General features: G+C 67.4%; 25 protein-coding genes and 1 pseudogene. 13 read left to right on the forward strand and 13 right to left on the reverse strand.

Annotation, left to right across the window (positions count from 1 at the left end; all coding sequences use genetic code 11):
• Window positions 1-127: 127 nt before the first annotated feature.
• From gyrB to gnd, 4 genes are all read right to left on the reverse strand, one after another.
• Window positions 128-2113 (reverse strand): DNA topoisomerase (ATP-hydrolyzing) subunit B, encoded by a 1986-nt coding sequence (gene gyrB / locus ABD089_RS12465; protein ID WP_343886857.1) that lies wholly within the window; start codon window positions 2111-2113, stop codon window positions 128-130.
• 313 nt (window positions 2114-2426) lie between these two features.
• Window positions 2427-3017 carry a DciA family protein gene (locus tag ABD089_RS12470; RefSeq protein WP_343886756.1) on the reverse strand — a complete coding sequence of 197 codons (591 nt, stop codon included), beginning with the start codon at window positions 3015-3017 and terminating at the stop codon, window positions 2427-2429.
• Complete coding sequence (recF, locus tag ABD089_RS12475) at window positions 3010-4302, reverse strand: DNA replication/repair protein RecF (protein ID WP_343886757.1); 1293 nt, start codon at window positions 4300-4302, stop codon at window positions 3010-3012. Before recF ends, ABD089_RS12470 begins: the two co-directional genes overlap by 8 nt.
• Window positions 4303-4376: 74 nt before the next feature.
• Window positions 4377-5381, reverse strand: a complete 1005-nt coding sequence (gene gnd / locus ABD089_RS12480) for a phosphogluconate dehydrogenase (NAD(+)-dependent, decarboxylating) (RefSeq protein ID WP_343886758.1) — start codon at window positions 5379-5381, stop codon at window positions 4377-4379.
• 358 nt (window positions 5382-5739) lie between these two features.
• Here gnd and ABD089_RS12485 point away from each other — a divergent pair, with 358 nt between their 5' ends.
• Window positions 5740-6273, forward strand: coding sequence for a YbaK/EbsC family protein (locus ABD089_RS12485; RefSeq protein ID WP_343886759.1), 534 nt, complete (start codon window positions 5740-5742; stop codon window positions 6271-6273).
• Window positions 6274-6357: 84 nt separating this feature from the next.
• Here the strand turns inward: ABD089_RS12485 and ABD089_RS12490 are convergent, their stop codons facing one another.
• The 3 genes from ABD089_RS12490 to dnaN all read right to left on the reverse strand — a co-directional run bounded on the left by ABD089_RS12490 (window position 6358) and on the right by dnaN (window position 9705).
• Entirely contained in the window at window positions 6358-6843 is a 486-nt protein-coding gene (locus ABD089_RS12490; RefSeq protein WP_343886760.1) for a DUF779 domain-containing protein, read from the reverse strand.
• Complete coding sequence (exaC, locus tag ABD089_RS12495) at window positions 6843-8366, reverse strand: acetaldehyde dehydrogenase ExaC (RefSeq protein ID WP_343886761.1); 1524 nt, start codon at window positions 8364-8366, stop codon at window positions 6843-6845. Before exaC ends, ABD089_RS12490 begins: the two co-directional genes overlap by 1 nt.
• Window positions 8367-8544: 178 nt before the next feature.
• Entirely contained in the window at window positions 8545-9705 is a 1161-nt protein-coding gene (gene dnaN / locus ABD089_RS12500; RefSeq protein WP_343886762.1) for a DNA polymerase III subunit beta, read from the reverse strand.
• Window positions 9706-10091: 386 nt separating this feature from the next.
• On the opposite strand from dnaN, the gene ABD089_RS12505 reads away from it, so the two are divergent.
• Window positions 10092-10283, forward strand: a complete 192-nt coding sequence (locus tag ABD089_RS12505) for a hypothetical protein (protein WP_343886763.1) — start codon at window positions 10092-10094, stop codon at window positions 10281-10283.
• Window positions 10284-10314: 31 nt separating this feature from the next.
• Window positions 10315-10938 carry a TetR/AcrR family transcriptional regulator gene (locus ABD089_RS12510; protein ID WP_343886764.1) on the forward strand — a complete coding sequence of 208 codons (624 nt, stop codon included), beginning with the start codon at window positions 10315-10317 and terminating at the stop codon, window positions 10936-10938.
• A gap of 39 nt (window positions 10939-10977) precedes the next feature.
• Here the strand turns inward: ABD089_RS12510 and dnaA are convergent, their stop codons facing one another.
• Entirely contained in the window at window positions 10978-12426 is a 1449-nt protein-coding gene (gene dnaA, locus ABD089_RS12515) for a chromosomal replication initiator protein DnaA (protein WP_343886766.1), read from the reverse strand.
• Between the two features lie 489 nt (window positions 12427-12915).
• Here dnaA and rpmH point away from each other — a divergent pair, with 489 nt between their 5' ends.
• The 5 genes from rpmH (at window position 12916) to ABD089_RS12540 (ending at window position 15525) form a co-directional block, all read left to right on the forward strand.
• On the forward strand, window positions 12916-13053 hold the full coding sequence (rpmH, locus tag ABD089_RS12520) for a 50S ribosomal protein L34 (RefSeq protein ID WP_343886767.1): 138 nt from the start codon (window positions 12916-12918) through the stop codon (window positions 13051-13053).
• A 9-nt stretch (window positions 13054-13062) separates the two neighbouring features.
• Complete coding sequence (rnpA, locus tag ABD089_RS12525; RefSeq protein ID WP_343886768.1) at window positions 13063-13431, forward strand: ribonuclease P protein component; 369 nt, start codon at window positions 13063-13065, stop codon at window positions 13429-13431.
• Window positions 13428-13817, forward strand: coding sequence for a membrane protein insertion efficiency factor YidD (gene yidD / locus ABD089_RS12530; RefSeq protein ID WP_343886769.1), 390 nt, complete (start codon window positions 13428-13430; stop codon window positions 13815-13817). Before rnpA ends, yidD begins: the two co-directional genes overlap by 4 nt.
• Window positions 13811-14926 (forward strand): membrane protein insertase YidC, encoded by a 1116-nt coding sequence (yidC, locus tag ABD089_RS12535; RefSeq protein ID WP_343886858.1) that lies wholly within the window; start codon window positions 13811-13813, stop codon window positions 14924-14926. The genes yidD and yidC overlap by 7 nt, the downstream gene beginning before the upstream one ends.
• 83 nt (window positions 14927-15009) lie before the next feature.
• Window positions 15010-15525 carry a Jag family protein gene (locus tag ABD089_RS12540; RefSeq protein ID WP_343886771.1) on the forward strand — a complete coding sequence of 172 codons (516 nt, stop codon included), beginning with the start codon at window positions 15010-15012 and terminating at the stop codon, window positions 15523-15525.
• Window positions 15526-15664: 139 nt separating this feature from the next.
• Here ABD089_RS12540 and ABD089_RS12545 read toward each other — a convergent pair whose 3' ends face one another.
• A complete protein-coding gene (locus ABD089_RS12545) occupies window positions 15665-16498 on the reverse strand; it encodes a uracil-DNA glycosylase (RefSeq protein ID WP_343886773.1) in 834 nt (277 codons plus the stop codon).
• A 418-nt stretch (window positions 16499-16916) separates the two neighbouring features.
• Between ABD089_RS12545 and ABD089_RS12550 the strand changes: the two genes are divergently transcribed.
• The 5 genes from ABD089_RS12550 (at window position 16917) to ABD089_RS12570 (ending at window position 20322) form a co-directional block, all read left to right on the forward strand.
• Window positions 16917-17042: a hypothetical protein gene (locus ABD089_RS12550; protein ID WP_343886774.1), complete on the forward strand. Its 126-nt coding sequence runs from the start codon at window positions 16917-16919 to the stop codon at window positions 17040-17042.
• Window positions 17043-17178: 136 nt separating this feature from the next.
• Window positions 17179-17781 carry a TetR/AcrR family transcriptional regulator gene (locus ABD089_RS12555; RefSeq protein ID WP_343886775.1) on the forward strand — a complete coding sequence of 201 codons (603 nt, stop codon included), beginning with the start codon at window positions 17179-17181 and terminating at the stop codon, window positions 17779-17781.
• Between the two features lie 26 nt (window positions 17782-17807).
• Window positions 17808-18416, forward strand: coding sequence for a 16S rRNA (guanine(527)-N(7))-methyltransferase RsmG (gene rsmG / locus ABD089_RS12560; RefSeq protein ID WP_343886776.1), 609 nt, complete (start codon window positions 17808-17810; stop codon window positions 18414-18416).
• 210 nt (window positions 18417-18626) lie between these two features.
• The gene (locus ABD089_RS12565) at window positions 18627-19403 is read left to right on the forward strand and encodes a ParA family protein (RefSeq protein ID WP_343886859.1); all 777 of its coding nucleotides are present in this window, start codon (window positions 18627-18629) and stop codon (window positions 19401-19403) included.
• Entirely contained in the window at window positions 19393-20322 is a 930-nt protein-coding gene (locus tag ABD089_RS12570) for a ParB/RepB/Spo0J family partition protein (RefSeq protein ID WP_343886777.1), read from the forward strand. The genes ABD089_RS12565 and ABD089_RS12570 overlap by 11 nt, the downstream gene beginning before the upstream one ends.
• Before the next feature lie 99 nt (window positions 20323-20421).
• Here ABD089_RS12570 and ABD089_RS12575 read toward each other — a convergent pair.
• From ABD089_RS12575 to ABD089_RS12590, 4 genes and pseudogenes are all read right to left on the reverse strand, one after another.
• Window positions 20422-20754: pseudogene (locus ABD089_RS12575) on the reverse strand (DUF3817 domain-containing protein); the annotation flags it as partial.
• A 30-nt stretch (window positions 20755-20784) separates the two neighbouring features.
• Window positions 20785-21483: an SURF1 family protein gene (locus ABD089_RS12580; protein WP_343886778.1), complete on the reverse strand. Its 699-nt coding sequence runs from the start codon at window positions 21481-21483 to the stop codon at window positions 20785-20787.
• Window positions 21480-22451, reverse strand: a complete 972-nt coding sequence (locus ABD089_RS12585) for a D-alanine--D-alanine ligase family protein (RefSeq protein WP_343886779.1) — start codon at window positions 22449-22451, stop codon at window positions 21480-21482. Before ABD089_RS12585 ends, ABD089_RS12580 begins: the two co-directional genes overlap by 4 nt.
• 11 nt (window positions 22452-22462) lie before the next feature.
• Window positions 22463-23779: an aminotransferase-like domain-containing protein gene (locus ABD089_RS12590; protein ID WP_343886780.1), complete on the reverse strand. Its 1317-nt coding sequence runs from the start codon at window positions 23777-23779 to the stop codon at window positions 22463-22465.
• Window positions 23780-23801: the final 22 nt, after the last annotated feature.

The raw sequence follows: 23801 nt of genomic DNA on the forward strand, positions 1-23801 counted from the left end.
TCTGTCGATGCCCACCCCGGTCTCTTCCTGACACGAGCGCGGCTCCGAGCCTGCGAGGAGCGGTGCGCGCGAGTGCCGCGGGGGGTGCAAGGGGGGTCGTCCCCCCTCGCCCCGAAGGGGCGCGGGACTAGATGTCCAGGAAGCGGACGTCCTTGGCATTGCGCTGGATGAAGTTGCGGCGCTGTTCGACGTCCTCGCCCATCAGGATCGAGAACATCTGGTCGGCTCGAGCGGCGTCATCGAGGGTGACCTGCAGCAGGATGCGTCCGTCCGGATCCATCGTGGTGTCCCACAGGTCGGAGGCGTCCATCTCACCGAGGCCCTTGTAGCGCTGGATCGGGTTGACCGTCGGCAGCTTCTTGCCGCTGGCCAGGCCCTCGTCGCGCAGGGCGTCGCGCTCGGCGTCGTTGTAGGCCAGCTCGTGCGGCGAATTGGTCCAGCGGATGCGGAACAGCGGCGGCTGGGCGAGGTAGACCTTCCCCTGTTCGAGCAGCTGCGGCATGAACCGGAACAGCAGCGTCAGCAGCAGGGTGCGGATATGCGCGCCGTCGACGTCGGCGTCGGCCATCAGGACGATCTTGTGGTAGCGAAGCTTGTCGATGTCGAACTCGTCCTGCACGCCGGTGCCGAGCGCATTGATGATCGCCTCGACCTCCTTGTTCTGCAGGATCTTGTCCAACCGGGCCTTCTCGACGTTCAGGATCTTGCCGCGGATCGGCAGGATCGCCTGCGTGCGCGGGTCGCGCCCACCCTTGGCCGAACCACCGGCGGAGTCGCCCTCGACGATGAAGACCTCGCACTCGAGCGGGTTGTTGGACGAGCAGTCGGCCAGCTTGCCGGGCAGCGATCCCCGTCCGAGCAGGCCCTTGCGGCTACGTGCCATCTCGCGCGCCTTGCGGGCGGCGATGCGGGCGGTGGCGGCGGCCTGCGACTTGCGGACGATGTCCTTGCCCTCGACCGGGTGCTCCTCGAACCAGTCGGAGAGCTTGTCGTTGACGACGCGCTGGACGAAGCTCTTTGCCTCGGTGTTGCCGAGCTTGGTCTTGGTCTGGCCCTCGAACTGGGGCTCGGCGAGCATGATCGAGATGATCGCGGTGAGGCCCTCGCGGATGTCGTCGCCGGAGACACGGTCTTCGCGCTTCTTGATCATGCCCCAGGTCTCGCCCCACTTGTTGACCGTGTTGGTCAACGCGGCGCGGAAGCCCTCCTCGTGGGTGCCACCTTCGATGGTGTTGATCGTATTGGCGAAGGTGTGCACCGAGGTGGTGTAGGAGGTGTTCCACTGCAGCGCGATCTCCACGCCCATCCCCTGCTCGGGCAGGTGGGCCTCGACATTGATCACGGTCGGGTGGATCGGCTCGCGAGTGCCGTTGATGAACTTCACGTAGTCGACCAGGCCGTCGTCGTATCTGAACGAGTCGTGCAGCTGGTCACCCTCGGCGTCGACGTGCTCGGGACGCTCGTCGGTGAGGGTGAGCTCGAGGCCCTTGTTGAGGAAGGCCATCTCGCGGAATCGCGTGGCCAGGGTCTCGTAGGAGTAGTTGGTGGTCTCGAAGATCTCCTTCGAGGCCCAGAAGGTGACCTTGGTGCCGGTCTCGTCGGTGGCCTCGAGCTGCTTGAGGTCGTACTCGGGGACGCCCAGGTGGAAGGTCTGCTCCCAGCGGTAACCGTCGCGCTTCACCTCGACGCTGAACTTCTCCGACAGCGCGTTCACGACCGAGGAGCCGACGCCGTGCAGGCCGCCGGAAACCTTGTAGCCGCCGTCGCCGAACTTGCCGCCGGCGTGCAGCACGGTCAGGGCGACGGTGACGGCGGGCTTCTTCTCGGTGGGGTGCATCTTCACCGGGAAACCACGCCCGTGGTCCTCCACGGAGACACCGCCGTCGGCGAGGATCTTCACGTCGATCCGGTCGCCGTAGCCAGCCAGTGCCTCATCGACGGAGTTGTCGACGATCTCGTAGACCAGGTGGTGCAGGCCGCGCTCACCGGTCGAGCCGATGTACATGCCGGGACGCTTGCGGACGGCCTCAAGGCCCTCGAGCACCTGGATCTGGCCAGCGTCGTAGGCACCCTCGGCGACCGAGATGTTGGACGTGGCCTGGAGCCCTTCCAATCGTTCGGTGTCGCCCTCGCCGAGGGCGGGGTCGAGCTCGTCGTAGGCGTCCTCAGTGATGATGGCGTCGCTCACCGGTTGCGCTCCTTGGTCGATCGGGGGCTGGGCAGGTGCCCAACCTCCAGAATTCTACCGCAAAGCACCGGGTCACCCCAGCCTGGAGGGGTGTCGCGGGCCCACGAATACCCTTCAAAGCCCCGCGGTGGCCTCGTGGACGGCCCAGTTGGCCCTGATCCGTGGTCCCCTTCGGGCCCCGGCCCGTCAGAGCCTCTGTGAGCCGTTCCGACACCCGTACCCACCAATCCGCCCGGGCCTAGCCGTAGGTGTCGCGGGGTCCGCGACCGTCGCGCACGGACCGGGGCCCGTGGTTCCAGCTGGGGGCATTGGGGCCGAGCACCTGGATGCGGGTGACGGTTCCCTCGCCCAGTTCCTTGTTCAGCTTGGCCACCAGCGAGGGCGCCAGGGTGCGCAGCGAGGTCGACCACACCGTGGCGTCGGTGCGGATGGTCAACACCGTGTCGGCATAGGCCTCGGGGTGGGAGTGCGCGGCATTCGTCGGCCCGACCAGCGCAGGCCAGCGGTCCAGCAGCAGGCGCAGGCTGACCTCCTTGGCCCAGCCGCGGTCACGCATCAGGTGGTCGAGGGCGGCGCCGAGCAGTTGTGGGTCGCGGGCGTCGGGCCCCGAACCGGAGCGGACGTCCGGGTCGACCGGACGGCGCCGACGCTTCGGCTTCGCCCGCACGCCCCGGGGTGGGGGCAGCATCGACATCGTCCCGCGGGCGATCTGGCTGGCCAGGTCCAGCCCGAGCGGGTCGTGTGCGGCCGCGATCTCGCGCTCCTCCTCGGTGGGTTCGCTCGGTTCCTCGTCCCAGGTCGGCGGTTCGGCGTCCCAGGGCTCACTCATCCACAGCCTCCGGACGCTCATCCACAGCCTCCGGACGCTTGTCCACAGGCTGCGGCGCTGGTTTGGTTTCCTCGTCCTCGTCGGGATCTGGTTCCAGCGGTTCTCCGTCCACACCGGCAGGGACGACCGTCCCGGCCCGGACGCGGAAGCGACGCCCGGTCGGCTGACCGGTCTTGGGGTCGGTGGTCAGCAGCTCTGGCACGTCGGTGGGGACGGCCGCGGTCACCAGCACCTGGTCGGCCCCGCGAACCGACTCGGCCAGCCGCAACCGCCGGGTGGCGTCGAGCTCTGCGAAGACGTCGTCCAGTACCAGCACGGGTTCGATCCCGTCGGCGCGCAGCAGGTGGAAACTGCCCAGGCGCAAGGCCAGCGCCAGCGACCAGCACTCACCGTGGGAGGCATATCCCTTGGCGGGCAGCTCACCGATGAACAAGGTGGCGTCGTCGCGGTGCGGACCCACCAGCGAGACCCCGCGCACCAGTTCGTCCTTGCGACGATCGAGCATCGCCTCGCGCAACCGGCGCTCGAGGAACTCTCGTCCGGGTTCCTCCGCCGCGCCGGGGGTGATGTCCAGCGAGGTCTTGTACTCGGCGGTGGCGACATTGTTGGTCGGCGCGATGGACGCATAGGCCTCGCTGGCGCGTGGCATCAGCTCGGCCAGGGTGTCCAGGCGGGCGCTCAGCAACTCCGCGCCGACGCGCGCCAGGTGCTCGTCCCAGACCTCCAGGGTGATGAGATCAGACTCGTCCACGGACCGCGACCCCTTGCCAGCAAGTGACTTCAGCAGGGTGTTGCGTTGTTTGAGCACGCGGTCGTAGTCGCTCTTCACGCCGGCCATCCGGGGCCAGCGGGTGATCACGAGCTGGTCGAGGAAGGCGCGCCGGTCGGCCGGGTCGCCCTTGACGATCGCCAGATCCTCGGGGCTGAACACCACTGACCGCAGCACCCCGCAGATCTCCCGCGCCCGCGGCAGCGCATTGCGGTTGATCCGGGCACGGTTGGCCTTGCCGGGGTTGACCTCGATCTCGAGCAGCAGCTTGCGGTCGTCCTCGACGGAGGCCTGCACCCGCCCCCGGACGATCGCCTGCCCTGCCCCGGCGCGCACCAGAGGCGCCTCGGAGGAGACGCGGTGCGATCCCATCGACGCCAGGTACTCCACGGCCTCGACGAGGTTGGTCTTTCCCTGCCCGTTCTGCCCGACGAAGATCGTCACGCCCGGCCCGATCGGCACCTCCGCGGACGCATAACAGCGCCAGTCGACGAGGCTCAGGTGGGTGACGAACACGCAGGGAGTCTATGCGTGGACGCGCGGCAGCCCCCGGCATGCACCGGGGGCCGTCGGCCTGGACGGTTTGGCGATCAGTGGTTCTCGGTGGTGGCGTTCGGGTCCTTCGCCTGGCCGATCGTCTTCATGTCGGAGTTGATGACGGGGTTGCCACCCTCGCCCGCACGGACCGGCTTGCCGGGGGTCTTGGCTGCGTGGCCGTCGGCAGCGGTGACCACGGCGTGGCCGCCGAACTCGTTGCGCATGGCCGCGATCATCTTCATCGCCGGCTTGTCCTCCTGCTGGGAGACGAAGCGCGCGAACAGCGAGGCCGCGATGGTCGGCACCGGGACGCCGAGGTCGACGGCCGCGTTGACGGTCCAGCGACCCTCGCCGGAGTCCTCGGCGATGTCGTCGATGGCGTCCAGGTGCGGGTCCTTGTCCAGCGCGTCCACCATCAGGTCAAGCAGCCAGGAACGAATGACCGTGCCTTCCTTCCAGCTCTTGAAGGTGGCCGGGACGTCGTTGATCATCTCGGCCTTCTCGAGCAGCTCCCAGCCCTCGGCGTAGGCCTGCATCAGCGCGTACTCGATGCCGTTGTGCACCATCTTCGCGAAGTGTCCGGCGCCGTGGTCACCGGCGTGGACGAAGCCGTACTCACCTTCGGGCTTCAGCGCGTCGAAGATGGGCTGGACTATCGCGACGGCCTCGGCGGGGCCGCCGACCATCAGCGCGTAGCCGTTCTGCAGACCCCAGATGCCGCCGGAGACACCGGCGTCCAGGAAGTTGATGCCCTTCTGCGCGAGCTGCGCGGCGTGGGGCTTGTCGTTGCTCCACTTGGAGTTGCCGCCGTCGATGACGACGTCACCGGCCTGCAGCAGGTCGCCCAGCTGCTCGATCGTGTCGTCCACGAACTTGATCGGGAGCATCACCCAGACGACCTTGGGGCTGTCGCCGAGCTGGTTGACCATGTCCTCCAGCGAGGACGCGTCCGAGACCTCGGGGTTGACGTCGTATCCGATCACGGTGTGGCCGGCGCGGCGGATGCGCTCGCGCATGTTGCCGCCCATCTTGCCCAGGCCGACGAGTCCGATCTGCATGGTGGAGCCCTTTCATGGGGAGACCGCTGTACGTCAATGAGCGTATTGCGCCCCGGGGCAACGCGGCGCGCAGTTCGCCGCCCGCGCAACAGGGGGCCGGGTTACCGCTGGCAGCGCACTTTCAGCTCGTCCAGGCCCGCTACGAGGACGATGAAGTCCGCCGACCTCGACCCAGCACGGGAATGGGCGGTGCAGGTGGCGCCTGTCCACCGCTGCTGGACTTCGATGCCGCCAGCGAGCTGATGAGCCCCTCGGACGTGGTGAGGACGGGGCGCTGCCCGCGGGCATCAGCAGCTCCCACGGGTGCAGCTGGGTGGATGATGGCCGCGTGCCTGACCGACTGGGTACCGTCAAGGTCATGGCAACCCCCGAAGGAAACCTGACCTGGACCTCGCTCACCGATTCGCTGGATCTCGTCGCTGCCCCGGTGGCAGCGGCGGCCGCAAGGGTGCCGGGAGCGCGGGTGGCAAAGGTGGACCCGGCCCTGGCGGACACCGCCGCCTTCTGCGAGGCCTACGACGTCGCACCCGGGGCCAGCGCCAACTGCGTGGTCGTGGTCGGACGCCGGGGCGAGGACATCCGCTACGCCGCGGTGATGGTGCTGGCCGTCGACCGGGCCGACATCAACAAGACCGTCCGCAAGGCGCTCGACGTGCGCAAGCTCTCCTTCGCCGACCAGTCCGACGCGGAACAGCGCACCGGCATGACCCAGGGCGGGATCACACCCGTCGGGCTGCCGGACGACTGGACGATCCTGGTGGACGAGGCGGTCGTCGCCGCGGGTCCGGTGGTGATTGGCGGCGGTGTGCGGAGCAGCAAGCTGCTGGTGGACGGCGCCGAGCTGGCGGCGCTCCCGAATGCCCGGGTGATGGGCTTGGCCCTGCCTCGCTGAGGTCACGTCGAATCATTGGGGAAACCCACCTACCACCAGTGGAACCGAGTTTCCCCAATGATGCAGGGCCGGCCCCTAATGGATTCACAAGCCAGCTTCGCTCTCCCGCAACAGCCGCGAGCGGGTCAGGAAGCGCAGGCCCTCGGGTGACTCCAGGCTGAACCCGGACCCTCGCCCGGGCACCGCGTCGATCGTCAGGTGGGTGTGGCTCCACGCCGGGAACTGCGCGCGCGAGATGTAGACCGGCACCGTCTCCGACAAGCCCGGGACGTGCACGTCACCCAGGTGGACGTCCGCATCCCCAAGAATCAGGTCGCCCTGTGGATAACACATCGGCGCCGACCCATCGCAGCAGCCGCCGGACTGGTGGAAGATCACCGGTCCGTGCCGATCGACCAGCCGGACGAGCAGATCCGCCGCCTCCTGGGTGAGCCCCACCCGGGAGGGCTCGGGGGCGGGCAACTCCGTCCACCAGGCTTCGGTGGACGGGCTGCACGCCTCCGGTGATCCCGCGACAGGCTCGGGGAGCGTTGAACTCGGTTCGGGGATCGTGCGTGGGTCGGGGTCCATCAGAAGAAGCCCAACTTGTCGGGGGAGTAGCTGACGAGCAGGTTCTTGGTCTGCTGGTAGTGGTCGAGCATCATCTTGTGGTTCTCGCGGCCGATGCCCGACTGCTTGTAGCCACCGAAGGCGGCGTGGGCGGGGTACTGGTGGTAGCAGTTGGTCCAGACACGTCCGGCCTGGATCGCCCGTCCGATCGTGTAGGCGCGGTGCATGTGACGCGTCCACAGGCCGGCACCCAGGCCGTAGATGGTGTCGTTGGCAATCTGCATCGCCTCGGCGTCGTCGGCGAAGCTGGTGAGCGCGACGACGGGGCCGAAGATCTCCTCCTGGAAGATGCGCATCGAGTTGTTGCCCTCGAAGATCGTCGGCTGGATGTAGAAGCCACCGTTCAGGTCGCCACCCAGTTCGGCCTTGTCGCCGCCGGTGAGCACCTTCGCGCCCTCCTCGCGTCCGATCTTGAGGTAGCTCATGATCTTCTCGAGCTGGTCGTTGCTGGCCTGGGCACCCATCATCGTGTCGGTGTCGAGCGGGTTGCCCTGCTTGATCGCCTCGACGCGCTTGATGCCGGCCGGGACGAACGTGTCGTAGATGCTCTTCTGCACCAGCGCGCGGCTCGGGCAGGTGCAGACCTCGCCCTGGTTGAGCGCGAACATCGCGAAGCCCTCGAGCGCCTTGTCGTAGAAGGCGTCGTCGGTCTCCGCAACGTCCTCGAAGAAGATGTTGGGGCTCTTGCCGCCGAGCTCCAGGGTGACCGGAATAAGGTTCTGGCTGGCGTACTGCATGATCAGCCGGCCCGTGGTGGTCTCGCCGGTGAAGGCGATCTTGGAGATCCGCGGGGACGAGGCGAGCGGCTTGCCCGCCTCGACGCCGAAGCCGTTGACGATGTTCACGACGCCTGCGGGCAGCAGGTCACCGATGATCTCGAACAGCTTGAGGATGCTCCACGGGGTCTGCTCGGCGGGCTTGAGGACGACGGCATTGCCGGCCGCCAGGGCCGGGGCCAGCTTCCACACGGCCATCAGGATCGGGAAGTTCCAGGGGATGATCTGCCCGACCACGCCCAGCGGCTCGTGGAAGTGGTAGGCCACGGTGGTGTCATCGATCTGGCTGAGCGAACCCTCCTGGGCCCGCAGACAGCCGGCGAAGTAGCGGAAGTGGTCGATCGCCAGCGGGATGTCGGCGTTGAGGGTCTCGCGGACCGCCTTGCCGTTGTCCCAGGTCTCGAAGACGGCGATCTCCTCGAGGTGCTGCTCCATCCGGTCAGCAATCTTCAGCAGGACGTTCGCGCGATCAGCGGCCGAGGTCTTGCCCCAGGCGGGGGCGGCGGCATGCGCAGCGTCCAGCGCCTTCTCGATGTCCTCCGCGGTACCACGGGCGACGCGCGTGAAGACCTGGCCGGTGACCGGGGTTGGGTTGTCGAAGTACTCGCCCTTGATGGGGTCGACCCACTCGTTGTTGATGTAGTGGCCGTATCTCTCGGCGACGGTGATCTTGCTCTCGGAGCTTCCGGGCGCGGGGTACAGGGTCATCGTTGACTCCATCGTCAGTGGCGGACGGGAGTGCACCACCCCCGTGTGAGCAATGTCACTCTAGGCGCGGTCCGAGCGACCCACAAGGAGGCTTCTGGCACCGAAAAGGTCCCGCCCCACAATGGGACGAGACCTCGGGCCCCTCGACAAGCTCGGGATCGTGATGGGGATCGTGCGATCAGTTGGGCAGGCGCATCAGCATGATGACGTGCTTGTAGTCGGGCAACGGCTCCGCGTCCAGGTCGGCCAGGCCCGTCACCAGGCAGGGCTTGCCGTTGGCGGTGAACGAGAAGTGCGCGTAGGGGGCATCGATCGCGCTCAGGGCGTCCGAGAGGTAGTGCGGGTTGAAGCCGGCCGCGGTGATCGTCGGCTCCCCGCCAGCGTGGTTCTCGATCACGGCCTCGATGGCCTCGGTGCCCTGCGCCTGGTCGCCCGTGGCGGCCGAGAGCACGACGTCGTTCTCGTTGATCTGCATCCGCAGCGGGGTGTTGCGCTCGGCCACCAGCGCGATGCGCTTCAGGGAGGCAACCAAGTCGGCCGTGTTCACGCGCACCGAGACATTCGGCTGGATCGCCATCAGGTGACGCACCTTGGGGAACTCACCGTCCAGCAGGCGGGTGGTGATCTGGCGGGTGCCGCCGGTGCCCTCTCCCTCGAAGCCCATCAGGCCGTCGCCGGCGGTGGCATTCGACAGGCTCATCGTCACGTTCTCGCCCGAGACCATCGACTTGCTGGTCTCCGCGAGCACCTTCGCCGGCACCAGCGCGGCGCCCTGGGCCTGGGAGTTGGCGGGCTTCCAGGGCAGCTCCTTGAGCGCCATCCGGTAGCGGTCGGTGGCCAGCAGCGAGAGGGTCTCGCCCTCGATCTCGACGCGCACGCCGGTGAACACGGGCAGCAGCTCGTCACGTCCGGCCGCGACGACGACCTGGCTGACGGCCTTCGCGAAGTCCTCCGAGGTCACGACGCCGGTGGCGGCGGGCATGTCGGGCAGGTTCGGGTAGTCCGCGACCGGCAGCGTCTGCAGGGTGAAGCGGGCAGATCCACAGACCAGCTCCATCTTCGACTCGTCGCTGGTCAGCTCCACCGGACGCGAGGGGAGCGAGCGCGCGATGTCGGCGAGCAGGCGGCCCGACACCAGCGCCTCACCCTGTTCCATCACCTCGGCCTTGACGTGGATCTGGGCGGAGGTCTCGTAGTCGAAGCTCGACAGTGTGACGCCCTGGGCGTCGGCCTTGATCAGCAGGCCGGCCAGGATCGGGACGCTCGGGCGGGTGGGCAGGCTGCGCGCAGCCCAGGCAACGGCCTCGGCCATCACGTCGCGGTCCAGGCGAATCTTCACGGCGTCCCCTTCACAGGTCTCGTCGTCGACGGGTGAATCGCACCATTTGGGCTGGTCCGGGAGGTGTCGACGATCGCGCTGGCATCATATTGCACCCAGTGGCAGGGCCACCATCGTCGGACGACAAGTCTGCAGCCTCGGGTGAGGGTGACGGTGGGTCGTTGGCGTCCTGTCCTGGCGCTTCCCATCGACCCTTTTCCACACTGGGGAGGGCGCCTGACTTTGAAGAGCATTCATATGTATGTCACTTCTTCATCGTCTTCACTTCTGTGGGTTCTGTGGAGAACCGGCATCTGCGCTGGTCAGCGGCATGTTGGCCCTTGGGACAGGCTGTGGACGTCGTCCACAGGCATCGATGCGGGCTGTGGATGGAGCAGAGGGTCGGCATGGTCTTCCCACAGCCCGTCCCCAGCCCGCCGTCCACCGTCCACGGCTGTCCACAGCTGGAAGACCTGTCATCCACAGGCCCCGGACGGCTGCCGATGGCGTCCGCAAGGGGGAAGTTCGGTGCCTTCGCCACCCCGCCGCGCGTGATGAGCGTGTGGTTCGGCGACGGCGTCGTGAATACTGGACGCTGATCGGGGGCCCCGACCCAGATGGAGGTGTGCTGTGACGCACGAGCTGAGCCCGAAGGGCGACCGGCGCCGGACGCAGATCATGGACGCAGCGGTGAAACTGTTCGGTGAGGTGGGTTACCGCAGCACCTCCCTGCGCGACATCGCGACCCGCGTCGGCATCACGCACCCGGGCCTGCTGTACCACTTCAACTCCAAGGAAGACCTGCTGCTGGCGGTCCTCGCGCGGCGGGACGAGGAGGACCTCGTCCGCTTCAGCATGATCGGGCTGCCACCGGCGACCGGACTGGGTCGGCTGCTCGACCTGATCGCGGCCAATGCTGAGCGTCGGACCATCGTCGAGCTGTTCACCCAGCTCTCGGCCGAGGCGACCGATCCGGGCCATCCGGCGCACGACCACTTCACCCGCCGTCACCGCGACGTGGTGGCCGGCCTCACCCACAACCTCGAGGAGATCGGACGCGAGGGCCACCTGCGCGAGGGCATCGACCCCGGCTGCGCGGCCCGTCGTCTGGTGGCGCTGATGGACGGCCTGCAGGTGCAGTGGCTCTACGACCCGAGCGTGGACATGCACACGGTCTTCGCGCGCGCCCTGGATGACATGCTGACGGTGCCGCTGGCGGACCTGGTGCTGAGCGAGTCCACCAGGGTAGCCTGAACCGGCCGCTCCCGGGGCGCGCGACCCGCTGGGTTCAGGTCAGCTCTGCTTGATCCGGTTGGTGAGCTCGGTGACCTGGTTGTAGACGGAGCGACGCTCGCGCAGCATCTCGCGGATCTTGCGGTCGGCGTGCATGACGGTGGTGTGGTCCTTGCCGCCGAACAGCTGCCCGATCTTGGGCAGGCTCATGTCGGTCAGCTCGCGGCACAGGTACATCGCGATCTGGCGGGCGGTGACGAGCACGTGCGTGCGGGAGGCGCCGGTCAGCTCCTCCATCGTGATGCCGAAGTAGGCGGCGGTCTCACTCATGATCAGCTGCGGGGTGACCTCATTCTCGGTGCCCTCGGGGATCAGGTCCTTCAGCACGATCTGCGCGAGCTCCAGGTCGACTTCCTGTCGCTGCAGGGAGGCGAAGGCGGTGACTCGGATCAGCGCGCCCTCCAGCTCGCGGATGTTGGTCTGGATCTTGGATGCGATGAACTCGAGCACCTCGGGCCCGGCGGTGAGCCTCTCCGCGGCCGCCTTCTTCTTCAGGATGGCGATACGGGTCTCGAGGTCCGGCGGCTGGATGTCGGTGATCAGGCCCCACTCGAAGCGCGATCGAAGACGCGCCTCCAGGTGCTCCAGCGCTTTGGGCGGCCGGTCGGAGGTCATCACGATCTGCTTCTGGGCGTTGTGCAGGGTGTTGAAGGTGTGGAAGAACTCCTCCTGCGTCTGCGTCTTCGACTCCAGGAACTGGATGTCGTCGATCAGCAGGATGTCCACGTCGCGGTAGGTGCGCCGGAACTGCGCCGTTCGGTTCTCCGAGATGGCGTTGATGAAGTCGTTGGTGAGTTCCTCGGTGCTGACGTACTTCACCCGCACCCGGTCGTAGTAGGCGCGGGCATAGTGGCCGATCGCGTGCAGCAGGTGGGTCTTGCCCAGCCCTGACTGCCCGTAGATCATCAACGGGTTGTAGCTCTTGCCGGGGGCTTCGGCGACGGCTGCGGCAGCGGCGTGCGCGAAGCGGTTGGACGAGCCGATGACGAAGGTCTCGAAGGTGTACTTCGGGTTCAGCCGGTCGGCGCCGTCGTCCCCATTCACTCGAGCAGGCGGCAGTGCGACCTCCTGCAGGCGGGGGCGTTCCGCGTCCTGCTTCGGGACGAACTGTGCGGGCTCGACCTCTTCCTCGTCCTCGACGGTCTCCGGCTCGGCCAGGTTGAGCTCGAGGTCTGGCTCGACGGTGATGGCCAGCCGCATCTGCTTGTGGAAGAAGTCGGAGAGCTGTTCCTCGATCGTCCCGCGCATGCGCGTCTCGATGCGTTCGCGGGTGTACTCATTCGGGACGGCAACCATGACGGTCGACTCGTGCAGTGTCAGTGGTCTGGTGGACCGCAGCCAGGCCTTGTTCTGACCCTCGGCATTCGCCTGGACGTGCTTCCAGCCCTTGCGCAGCGCCGTGGCGGGATCGTCCGGGCTTCCTGCGGGACGCACTGCCTGATCGCTCACTGCCAACCTCAATCGTCCCCTCGGGCCGTCATCCCGACCGGGGAGGTCGAGGGCCGTGCCCGTGTGGGCGAAAGTCTCATGCCGTGCTGTCTCATGCCGTGCCCTGCCGGGCGAGTGTCCACATAGTTTTCCACAGGCTGTGCGGTCATTCCAGCTGGTCGCCCCGCGAGGGGCGGCCGGAATCGGCCCACTCAAGGGAACGACTCCCCTCAGCCTGTGGACAACCGTCGCCGAGGGTGATGTCGAAATTACTCGTCCCACGGGGCCATGGGCAAACAAACAGGCGTCTTTTCCATGCCAGCACGGCGTGTCGTCTGGACTACATGGGTGTAATTACTCGCGTCAGATCACGCCTTGTCGGGGCCGGTTTGGAGAACTGGCACGCATCCCCGTATCGTAGGACGGTCGCCTACTGTGGGCGAAGCACTTCCCTGCGCCAGTCGGTCTGGCGTTGCTGATCCACCTACGAAGAAAAAGGGAGTAATCCCCGTGAGCAAGCGCACCTTCCAGCCGAGCAACCGTCGTCGTTCGCGTACGCATGGTTTCCGCACCCGCATGAGCACCCGCGCCGGCCGTGCCATTCTGGCTGCCCGTCGTCGCAAGGGCCGCTCCGAGCTGTCTGCCTGACCTCCGAGGGTGCTGCCCGTCCAGCATCGGATGAGGTCCTCATCCGACTTCCGTGCCGCAATGCGCGGAGGCGTGCGGACGGCCAGACCCACCGTTGTCGTGCACGCACGGCACAGCCAAAGCCCCCCCACCCGGGTGGGCTTTGTTGTGTCCAAGGCCGTGGGCAACGCCGTCACCCGCAACCGGGTCAAGCGTCGCCTGCGGCATCTTGTCATTCCGTTGCTGGACGAGTGCCCCGATGCCATCGTGGTCGTCCGGGCACTGCCCCCGGCAGCGTCCGAACCCGACCGTCTGGCGTCCGACCTCAGTGAGGCCTGGGCACGGACGATGGCCCGGCTCACACAGGGCGGCAGCCCACACGCCAAGGAGACAGGGTGAAGTACCTGTTGATCGGCTTCGTGCGGCTCTGGCGTGCCCTCATCTCCCCGCTCTACGGGGATGTGTGCAAGTACCACCCCAGCTGCAGCGCCTATGGCCTGCGCGCCCTGCAGGAGCACGGGGCGATCAAGGGCAGCTGGCTCACCATCACCAGGATCCTGCGTTGCAATCCCTGGTCGCTGGGCGGCTATGACCCCGTCCCCGGCACTCAGGAGGCCCTTGCTTGGCAAGCGGAGCAGGCCCAGGGCTCGCAAGCGGAGCAGGCCCAGGGCTCGCAAGCGGAACAGGCCCAGTACTCGCAGGCCGAACAGGCCCGCACCCAGAACTCGTCCGCGAACCCTGCGGGCACCCCAGATACCCACGAGGTGGACCCATGCACCTGTTGACCCCCCTGTTGCTGTTCGGTCTCGGCAGCGCCTTCCGCGACATGATCAGCGCGATTCTGCAGCCCATCTACTGGGCCGTGTCGGGCATCATCGTCCTCGCCCACAAGCTGTGGTCGCCGCTGTTCGGCGCCGACTCCGGCCTGACGTGGGTGCTCAGCATCGTCACCCTGACCGTCGTCATCCGTACCCTGCTGATCCCGCTGTTCGTGAAGCAGATCAACTCGGCACGCTCGATGCAGCTGATCCAGCCGAAGGCGAAGGCGCTGCAGGACAAGTACGGCCACGACCGCGAGCGGCTCGGCCAGGAGACGATGAAGCTCTACCGCGAGGAGGGCGTCAACCCCGCTGCTTCGTGCCTGCCGCTGCTGCTGCAGATGCCCATCTTCCTGGCGCTGTTCCGGGTGCTCGAGGGCATTGCCCACAACCCCGACCCGATCGTGCGCGGCCACTTCTTCAAGACCAATCCCGATCTGGTCATCTCGCTGCGCAATGCAGACTTCCTCGGCGCAAGCCTGTCCGGCCGCTTCCTGCCGCTCGGTCAGGGCTTCGGCGCCACCCAGATCATGGCGCTGGTGCTGATGCTCACCATGACCGCGGTGCTGTTCATCCAGCAGCTGCAGCTGATGCAGAAGAACATGCCCCCGGAGGCCCTCACCGGCCCCATGGCGCAGCAGCAGAAGATGATGCTCTACATGTTCCCGATCATGTACCTGTTCGGCGGCGTCGCCATCCCGATCGGCGTGCTGATCTACTGGATGACCACGAACCTGTGGACGCTCGGCCAGCAGTACATCCTGATCCACAACAACCCGACGCCGAACACCCCGGCCTATGTGGACTGGCAGGAGCGCATGCGCGCCAAGGGCAAGGATCCCGAGAAGATCGAGGCCGACCGTCGCGCCAAGCGCCTGCGTCGCGTCAGCACCGGCTCCACCGGTGGGGCGACCGCGGCGACGCTCGTCGATGACGAGACCACGGACGCGAAGCCGACCGTGCAGCGCCAGGGCGTCAACCGCCAGACCGTCCGCAAGACTGCGGACGGGAAGCAGCAGACGGTCAACCGCCAGCAGCCCGTCCGGCAGACCCGCAACACGCGCAAGAAGAAGTAGCGCGCTCCCCCGTCGTCGACCTCCGGCGGCGGATCCCCTGGTTCCCGGCGCGCGGCAGTGCGCCACCCGAGAAGGAGAACACCATGAGCGAAGAGCTTGAGAAGGCGGCCGAGGCCGTCGAGGAGAAGGCCCCGCAGAGCTCGGAGGAGGCCCTCGACGCCGAGGGTGACATTGCCGCCGACTACCTGGAGGAGCTGCTCGACATCGCCGACCTGGACGGCGACATCGACACCTACGTCGAGGGTGGGCGCGCGCACGTCTCCATCGTCACCGAGGGCGACCAGCTGGTCGGCAAGGACGGGGAGGTGCTGGACGCCCTGCAGGAGCTCGCGCGTCTGGCCGTGATGACCGAGACCGGTCACCGCAGCCGGCTGATGCTGGACATCGCTGGGCATCGTGAGCGTCGCCGCAAGGAGCTGCAGGTGCTCGCCACCGACGCGATCGCCGAGGTCAAGACCTCCGGTGAGTCGGTGCGTCTGGCTCCGATGAACCCCTTCGAGCGCAAGATCGTCCACGACGTCGTCGCCGAGGCGGGTCTGGTCAGCGAGTCCGAAGGTATGGAGCCGCAGCGTCGGGTGGTCGTGCTGCCCGCCAAGTGAGCGGGTTGTCGCGATCGAAGCAATGACGTCGAAGCAATGACGTCGAAGCAATGACGTCAAGCAATGACGTGCCGAAGGGCCGGGGGATCCACTCCCCCGGCCCTTCGTCTTCCCCTGGGGTGGGCTTGTGTTGCCTCGGTCACAGGCGGCCCAGGACATCGTCCAGCATCTGTTCGGTGAGCCTGCCGGTGAAGGTGTTCTGCTGGCTCACGTGGTAGCAGCCCAGCAGCTGGATGCTGCGACCTGACGGCGTCATCAGCACCGCCGCGGCACCATGGCCGAACTTCGGAGCCGGACGCGGTACCTGCCAGCCCAGGCGGCGGGCTGCGCCCAGTACCTGCTGCCATCCGATGCCGCCCAGGGCGAGAATGGAGCGAAGGTCAGGTTCGAGGATGGTCAGCTCGCGGTGCAACCAGGGTGCGCAGGTCGCCTTCTCGATCGTCGTCGGGGCATTGTCCGGCGGGGCGCAGTGGACGGGGGCGGTGATCCGGACGCCGGTCAGGGCCAAGCCGTCGGCGGCATGCGTGCTGGTCGGCTGGTTCGCGTAGCCCGCCCGGTGCAGGGCGGCGAACAGCCAGTCACCCGAGCGGTCGCCGGTGAAGATGCGGCCAGTGCGGTTGGCGCCATTCGCGGCTGGCGCCAGGCCGACGATCAGGGAGTGTGGATGGGGGTCGCCCCAGCCAGGCACCGGTCGGCCCCAGTAGGGCTGTTCAGCGAAGGAAGATCGCTTGGTGGTCGCCACCTGCTCGCGCCACGTGACCAGCCGTGGGCAAGCCCGGCAGACCTGGACGCGGGCGTCGAGTTGGTCGAGGGTGCGCGACGATGCGGCCAGGGCCTGCACCTCGTCCGCGGTGCTGGCTTGCGGGGTCCGCTGGGTGGCCAGATCTTCCGGCCAGCCAGCGCCAGGCGGGACGGGCGACACGAACGGCTCACCGGTGCCCGGGTGTGGCAGCGATGGTCCATGAGGAGTCATCCGTCCAGCTTGCACCGCCTGTCAACGCTGCTGTCGGCTCTTGGACGCCAAGACATCCTCCGGGACCGTTCCACGTGAAACGTCGGCCGCCTTGGCTGGGCGCGGCCAGATCGTAAAGCTCAGCGCCCACAGGGCCTCGGCGACCACGACGACGGCATCCAGCGATGGGTGCGCGACAGCGCCGCTGTCGCCTGGTCGGAGTCGGCGAGCACGATCATCCCGGCCGTGGGCACCGTGGTGACCGCGGCGGCGAGCACCCTCCGCGCCAGATCACGCCAACAGTTCACCGTGTATGCGCGCCGATTGGCGCGAACCGCGCCGCTCCCCCACTGACCAGATGGGCGAAGCGGACGTCAGCCCAGCGGATGAGCACCCTTCCACAGGCCACGGAGAAGCCGATGTAGATCGGAGCCAGCGCGTGCGCAAGACCAAGGGGGTGCCCCTGCCGTGCGCTGACTGCGCTGGCGACGAGCAACACCAGGTCGATGCCCGGTGCTGCGGCGAGGAGCGCCAGCCCGGCTGCGATGCCCAGCGAGGTACCTGACGGACAAGCCGACCAAGATCAAATACCAAAAGGCGATTTCGCACCCGAGAATCAACCAGACCATGACAAGAGAGCCTCGTTTCTAGCGGGTACGTCTGTACCAAGTAAAGGGGTACGATCGTGCTAGAAGCAGCGCATGCCGAAGTTGATCGATCATCGGGCCAGGGAGGTGGCCGTCGCGGAGGCGGCGTGGCGCGTTCTTGAGCACTCGGGCGTGCGTGGACTGTCCGTGCGCACGGTCGCTGACGAGGCCGGCCTTGCGGTCGGGTCGTTGCGACGCTCCTTCCCCAGCCAGTTCGCGCTGGTGGCCTTCTGTGTGAGGTTGGTGGCCGAACGTGTGGGCGCCCGTGTACGAACACTTCCACACGATGGCGACCCCTTGGTCATCGCGCAGCAGACCCTGGAGCAGCTGCTCCCGCTGGACTTGGAGCGCAGGCTGGAGGCACAGGTCTGGTTGTCCCTGTCGCTTGAGGCGCTGGCCGACGATGATCTCCGAGTGGTCTGCGATGGTCTCGACCACGAGTTGAGGCATCTGGTCTCCTCGGTGGTCTCGCGACTTGTTGGGTCGAGACCCTCCGGGCAGGCGCCTGAGGAGTTGTACGCAGTGGTGGATGGGCTGGCCCTGCACCTCCTGCGCCAGGATCCTGAAGAAGCCACCGACTGGGCCCTAGACGTCCTGCACAGAACACTGGAAAGAATTGTCGCCGATGTTTCACGTGAAACAGAGTCGGTAGACTGAGGGGCCGTACAACCGAGGAGTCATCAATGACCGTCATCGCCCAAGAGGTGTTCGGCGCCGGCTACGAGCTGGCCGAACGCTACGAGCAGATCCTCGCCACGAAGGGCATTGAGTGGGGCCTGATGGGGCCGCGTGAGACCGACCGTCTCTGGGATCGCCACGTCCTCAACGCCGTGGCGCTCAGCGACTTGATCCCTATAGGTGCGACCGTCGGTGATGTCGGCAGCGGCGCCGGCCTTCCCGGCATTCCTCTCGCCATCAGGCGCCCTGATCTGGAGATGACGCTTATCGAGCCCTTGCTGCGACGGTACAACTTCCTGCGGGAGACGATCGACGAGTTGGGCCTGGGAGACCAGGTCCGCGTACAACGACTGCGCGCTGAGGACTGCGACGAGGTCTTCGACATCGTTACCTGCCGTGCCGTTGCTCCCCTGCCCAAGCTTCTCAAGTGGTGCACCCCCTTGTTCTTCCCCGATGGACAGTTGGTGGCGCTCAAGGGCTCATCCGCCGCGGCTGAGGTTGAGGAGGCGCAGCGCCAGCTCTCCGCCTCCAGGATGCACGCCGAGGTGCGCCAGATCCGCGCACACGCCGACACGGAGCCGACCCAGGCCATCGTTGTGGGAGCCCTCCACTAGACTCGGCAGTCCGAGGCATTCGCGGCACCGTGTTTCACGTGAAACGGCCAGTCTCGGCGACGGGAAGTCTCTGTTTCACGTGAAACGGAGCAGGACGAAAGGACCCCGCCTGCGATGACAGCCAGTGGCACCGAGCGAGTTCCTGGAACCCCCCGCATCATCCAGCGCGAGAAGGAGCGGCCTCTCCCCCGTCCCCACGAGACACGCGTCATGGTCGTCGTGAACCAGAAGGGTGGAGTGGGCAAGACGACGACCACCGTGAACCTCGCGACCTGCCTGGCCCAGGGTGGGCTCAGGGTGCTGGTGATCGACATGGACCCGCAGGGCAATGCCTCCACCGCACTCGGCGTCGCGCACTCTGCGGGAACTCCCGGCACCTGGGAGGTGCTGCTGGATGGAACCCCGATCGCCGAGGTGGTGCAGGACTCACCTGAGGCCGAAGGTCTCCACTGCGTCCCTGCCACGGTCGATCTCGCGGCGGCTGAGCTGTCGCTGGTCAACCTGGTCGGACGAGAGCAGCGCCTCAAGCGAGCCGTTCGTGGATACCTCGCAGAGAATGAAGTCGATTACATCCTCTTCGACTGCCCGCCGTCCCTCGGGCTCCTGACGCTCAACGCCCTGGTGGCCGCCTCGGAGATCCTGATTCCGATCCAGTGCGAGTACTACGCACTGGAGGGTGTCTCACAGCTGATGCGCACGATCCAGCTGGTCACCGACGAACTGAACACCGACGTCCGGTTGTCCACGGTCTTGTTGACCATGTTCGACGCCCGCACCAAGCTCTCGGCCCAGGTGGCCCGAGAGGTGCGCAACTTCTTCGCCGAACAAACCCTCGATGCGCAGATCCCGCGATCGGTGCGCATCGCGGAGGCGCCGAGCTACGGCCAGACCATGCAGAACTTCGACCCCATGTCCGCAGGCGCGAAGGCATACCGCCGCGCCGCCATCGAGATTGCCAACCGTGGAAAGGCCGCTGATGCCCGCTAAGAACCAGTCAGGACTTGGACGTGGACTGGGGGAGCTGTTCCAGCGGACCGATGTGCCGGCCAAGCAAGTGAACAACCCCGTCTTCGGAGAAGATGATCATGGTCGTGAGCGGTCCCAGCCCTTGTCAGACGGTTCTTATCTGGAGTTGATCCCGGTTGGCCAGATCCGGCCCAACCCGAAGCAGCCCCGCACCGTTTTCGACGAGGAGGCACTGGACGAGCTGGTCGAGTCGGTCAAGGAGGTCGGCGTCCTGCAGCCGATCGTCGTGCGCAAGGTCGGTGACGAACAGTTCGAGTTGATCATGGGGGAGCGGCGCTGGCGGGCATCCACGCAGGCGGGCTTGGAGACCGTGCCGGCCATCGTTCGCGGCACCGAGGACGAGGACCTGCTCCGGGACGCGCTGCTGGAGAACCTGCACCGCGCGCAACTGAACCCGCTGGAGGAGGCCGCTGCCTACCAGCAGATGTTGGTGGAGTTCGGCTGCACCCAGGAGGAATTGGCCCAGCGGATCAAGCGCTCGCGTCCGCAGATCTCCAACACCATCCGGTTGCTGCGGCTGCCGGCGCTGGTGCAGCGGCGGGTGGCTGCCGGGGTGCTCTCTGCCGGGCACGCCCGGGCGCTGTTGATGGTGGAGGATCCGCTCGCCCAGGAGCAGTTGGCGCAGCGCATCGTCGCCGAGGGGCTGTCGGTGCGAGCCACCGAGGAGATCGTGGCGATGGGAGCCGCGGACGCGCCGAAGCAGCGAGCGCGGGGGAGCAAGGACCCCTCGCCACGCGCGATGGAGCTGGCCAGCAGCCTGTCCGACCACTTCGACACCCGGGTGAAGGTCGACATCGGCAAGAACAAGGGTCGGATCACCATCGAGTTTGCCTCCGAGGACGATCTGGAGCGGATCCTGGGGATCGTCAACGGGCGGTAGACGTCACCGGGCGTCCGTCAGGGTGCCGGAGGTGCCCCTCGGCAGCCTCGGAGAGCGTGATGGTCACGCTCGGGGGAACGCGAGGAGTGCGGCCAGGGCTCAGGCGTCGTGCTCCATGGTCGCCAGCTTGGACAAGACGTCCTTGCGGGCGAAGTGCTCTGCCACGAAGGACAGGAAGGGGATCGTTCCCGCCAGCGCGATCGAACCCAGTTGCAGCCAGGACCACTTCACGCGTCGTCCCAGGTCGTAGGCCGTGATCAGCAGGATCATGTAGAGCCAGCCGTGTGGCATGCCGGTCCAGGTGACGACGCGCGAATCATCGTTGAGGTACTTGAGCGGGACCCCCACGCACACCAGGACCACGAGCAGCGTGCCGACCAGGTAGGCCATCACGCGGTAGCGCATCAGGGCGCCACGGATGTCCTGGATTTCCTTCTGGGTGTCTTCGTTCACCGGTCCAGACTACGTGGCCGCGTCAGTGGCCTTCTCCCCGGCGCCGATCCGCCGGACGCCCACCCAGGTGAGCACCAAACCGAAGAGGGCGAACGACCACCACTGCAGGGCATAGCCCTCGTTGCGGACATTGCCGCGCTGGTCGGGGACGATCACCGGCGACTCGCCCAGTCCCTGCGCCGCGGACGCCGTGGCGGGCTGCGTGAGGTAGGCGTCGAAGAGGGGAGCGGGCCACTCCTGCGCCAACACGTCCAGCTGCACGGCCCCCAGGCTGCCTGCTGGGAGGTCGGCCCCGACGGGTGCGGACGACTGTGTCGGCAGCAGCACCCCGGTCACCTCCTGGATGCCGGCGGGCGCGTCGGCCACCTTCTGGCCAGCGGTGACAGTGCCCCGGGCGACGCCGATGACGCGCCCACCATCCGTGCGGAAGGCCTGGACCACCCGCGCCGGGTAGCCCTCACCGACCAGCACCTGGTCGTCCAGCCACTCACCGGAGACACTGACCGTGCGTCCGTACAGCTCACCGGCCGTCGTGCCTGACGCCAGCTCCTGCTCCAGACCCACGAGGGGCTGGCTGGCAAGTTCGTCCACCGACTGCTGGCCCTGGCTGCGGAAGACCTGCATCTGCCACAGCCCGAGGAAGACGAAGACGCATGCGACCAGCACCCCGCCGAGGCCCAGCAGGAGTTGCTTGAGCCCGGTGCTCACCTCCCGGTCCCGGTGACGGCGGCCTGCACCAGCCGGCTGCACACCTCGCCCAGGTCCAGGCCAGCGGCCTGCATGGCCAGCGGCACCAACGAGGTCTCGGTCATGCCGGGGGCGACATTGGCCTCCAGGAACCAGGGCTGGCCGCCCCCATCGATGATGAGGTCGACGCGCACGATGCCGGTCAGGCCCAAGCGCTCGACCACGGCCAGGCTCAGGCTCTCGGACCGCTGGCGAGCGTCCTGGTCAATCTTGGCGGGGACGATGAAGCGGGTGCTGCCGGCGGTGTAGCGCGCCGCGTAGTCGTAGATCCCAGATTCTGGCTGGATCTGCACCGGGGGAAGCACCTCGCGGTCGTCCCCCTCGACGATGACGGTGATGGCGACCTCGGTGCCCTCGACGTAGCGCTCAACGACGGCGGTCGGATCGTAGGCGAAGGCGGCGACCAGGGCCTGGGGGAGGGCATCCGCGCTCTCCACCTTGGTGGCACCCAGCGCGGAGCCTGACCTCGCGGGCTTGACCATCAGCGGGAAACCGAGCCGCTCGCCGAGCGCAGCAACCAGCGGACGGGCACCAAGCTCGCGGAAGATGTCGTGCGGGAGCGCGACCTGCTCGGGGACGTTCATCCCGGCGCGCGCGACGACCGTCCCGGCGATCGACTTGTCGAAGGTCACCCGGCAGGCGTGCCCGGACGATCCGACGAAGCCGACGCCCAGCAGGCCCAGCACCTCACGCAGCGCCCCATCCTCACCGGTGGCGCCGTGCAACATCGGGAACACCACCGGCTTCGTGTCACCGCTGGTCACCAGGGGGACGAGGTCGGCGGTGAGGTCGGCCTCGGTCACCTGGTGGCCGACGCGGCGCAGGGCGGTGGCCACGCGACGTCCCGAACGGATCGAGACATCGCGCTCGTGCGACAGGCCACCGGCGAGGATGACGACGGGCGCAAGGGGAATATTGCTCTCGGTCATGGTGAGCTCCCTCAGTTCTGGTCGGGGACGGGTCCCACGGCACCGCCGCCGTGGTGCATCGGGGAACGGTCGAGGCCGAAGGTCTGGTGTAGTTCGAACTCGTGGTTGACGACCTGCGCCAACCGCCGGACTCCCTCCCGGATCCGTTCCGGGGTGGGGAAACAGAAGGACAGGCGCATGTTGCGCGAGCCCAGCCCGTCGGCGTAGAAGGCAGTGCCGGGGGTGTAGGCCACGCGGGCGGTCACGGCCCGCGGCAGCATGGCCTGCGAGTCCAGGCCCTCGGGCAGCGTCACCCAGACGAAGAAGCCGCCGGCGGGCTGCGTCCACGTCGTCCCCTCCGGCATGTATTCCGCCAGCGCATCCAGCATCGCGTCGCGCCGGGCGCGGTACATGTCCTTGAAGGCGACGATCTGGCGGCGCCAGTCCTGGGTCTCGAGGTAGGACGAGACGGCGTACTGGCTGAACACCGGCGGGCACAGCGTCGCCGATTCCTGCGCCAGCACGAGCTTCTCGCGCACGGCGTGCGGTGCGAGTACCCAGCCCACCCTGAAGCCGGGGGCGAAGGTCTTGGAGAAGGAGCCGAGGTAGATGACCTGCTCGTCGTCCAGGGAACGCATCGCGGGCACCGGATCGGTGTCGAGGTTGAGCAGACCGTAGGGGTTGTCCTCGACGACCAGCAGACCCACCTCGCGGGCGACCGCCAGCAGTTCGTGGCGACGCTCGATGGGCTGCAGGATGCCGGACGGGTTGTTGAAGTTCGGGATCGTGTAGAGGAACTTGGCCTTCTTGCCCGCTGCCCGGCAGGCCAGTGCGGCCTCCCGCAGTGCCGAGGGGACCAGCCCGTCCTCGTCCATCGCGACGTGGACGACCTCGCACTGGTAGCTGCCGAAGGTGCCCAGTGCCCCGACGTAGCTGGGCGCCTCGGCCAGGATCACGTCGCCGGGGTCGCAGAAGATCCTGGTGACCAGGTCGAGCGCCTGCTGGGAACCGGCGGTGACGGTGACGTCGTCGGGATGGGCGACGACGCCCTCCAGTGCCATCACCTCGCAGATGTGCTCGCGCAGCATCGGCTCCCCCTGGCCGGAGCCGTACTGCATGGCCTGGATCCCCTTTGTCAGCACGAGCTCCTTGAAGGTGTCCGCCAATGCGTCCAGGGGGAGGTCGGCGATGTTCGGCATGCCGCCGGCCAGGGAGACGACCTCGGGTCGGTTGGCCACGGCGAACAGCGCGCGGACGGCGCTGGCTCGCATGCCGTTGGTGCGTTCGGCATAGCTCGACACATAGCGATCGAGGCGGGTGTCCTGGCGGGTTGGTTCGGGCAGACTCACTCCACCCACTTTGCCATGACGC

It is taken from the genome of Luteococcus sanguinis (genome assembly GCF_039527675.1).
Classification (GTDB): Bacteria; Actinomycetota; Actinomycetes; order Propionibacteriales; family Propionibacteriaceae; genus Luteococcus; species Luteococcus sanguinis.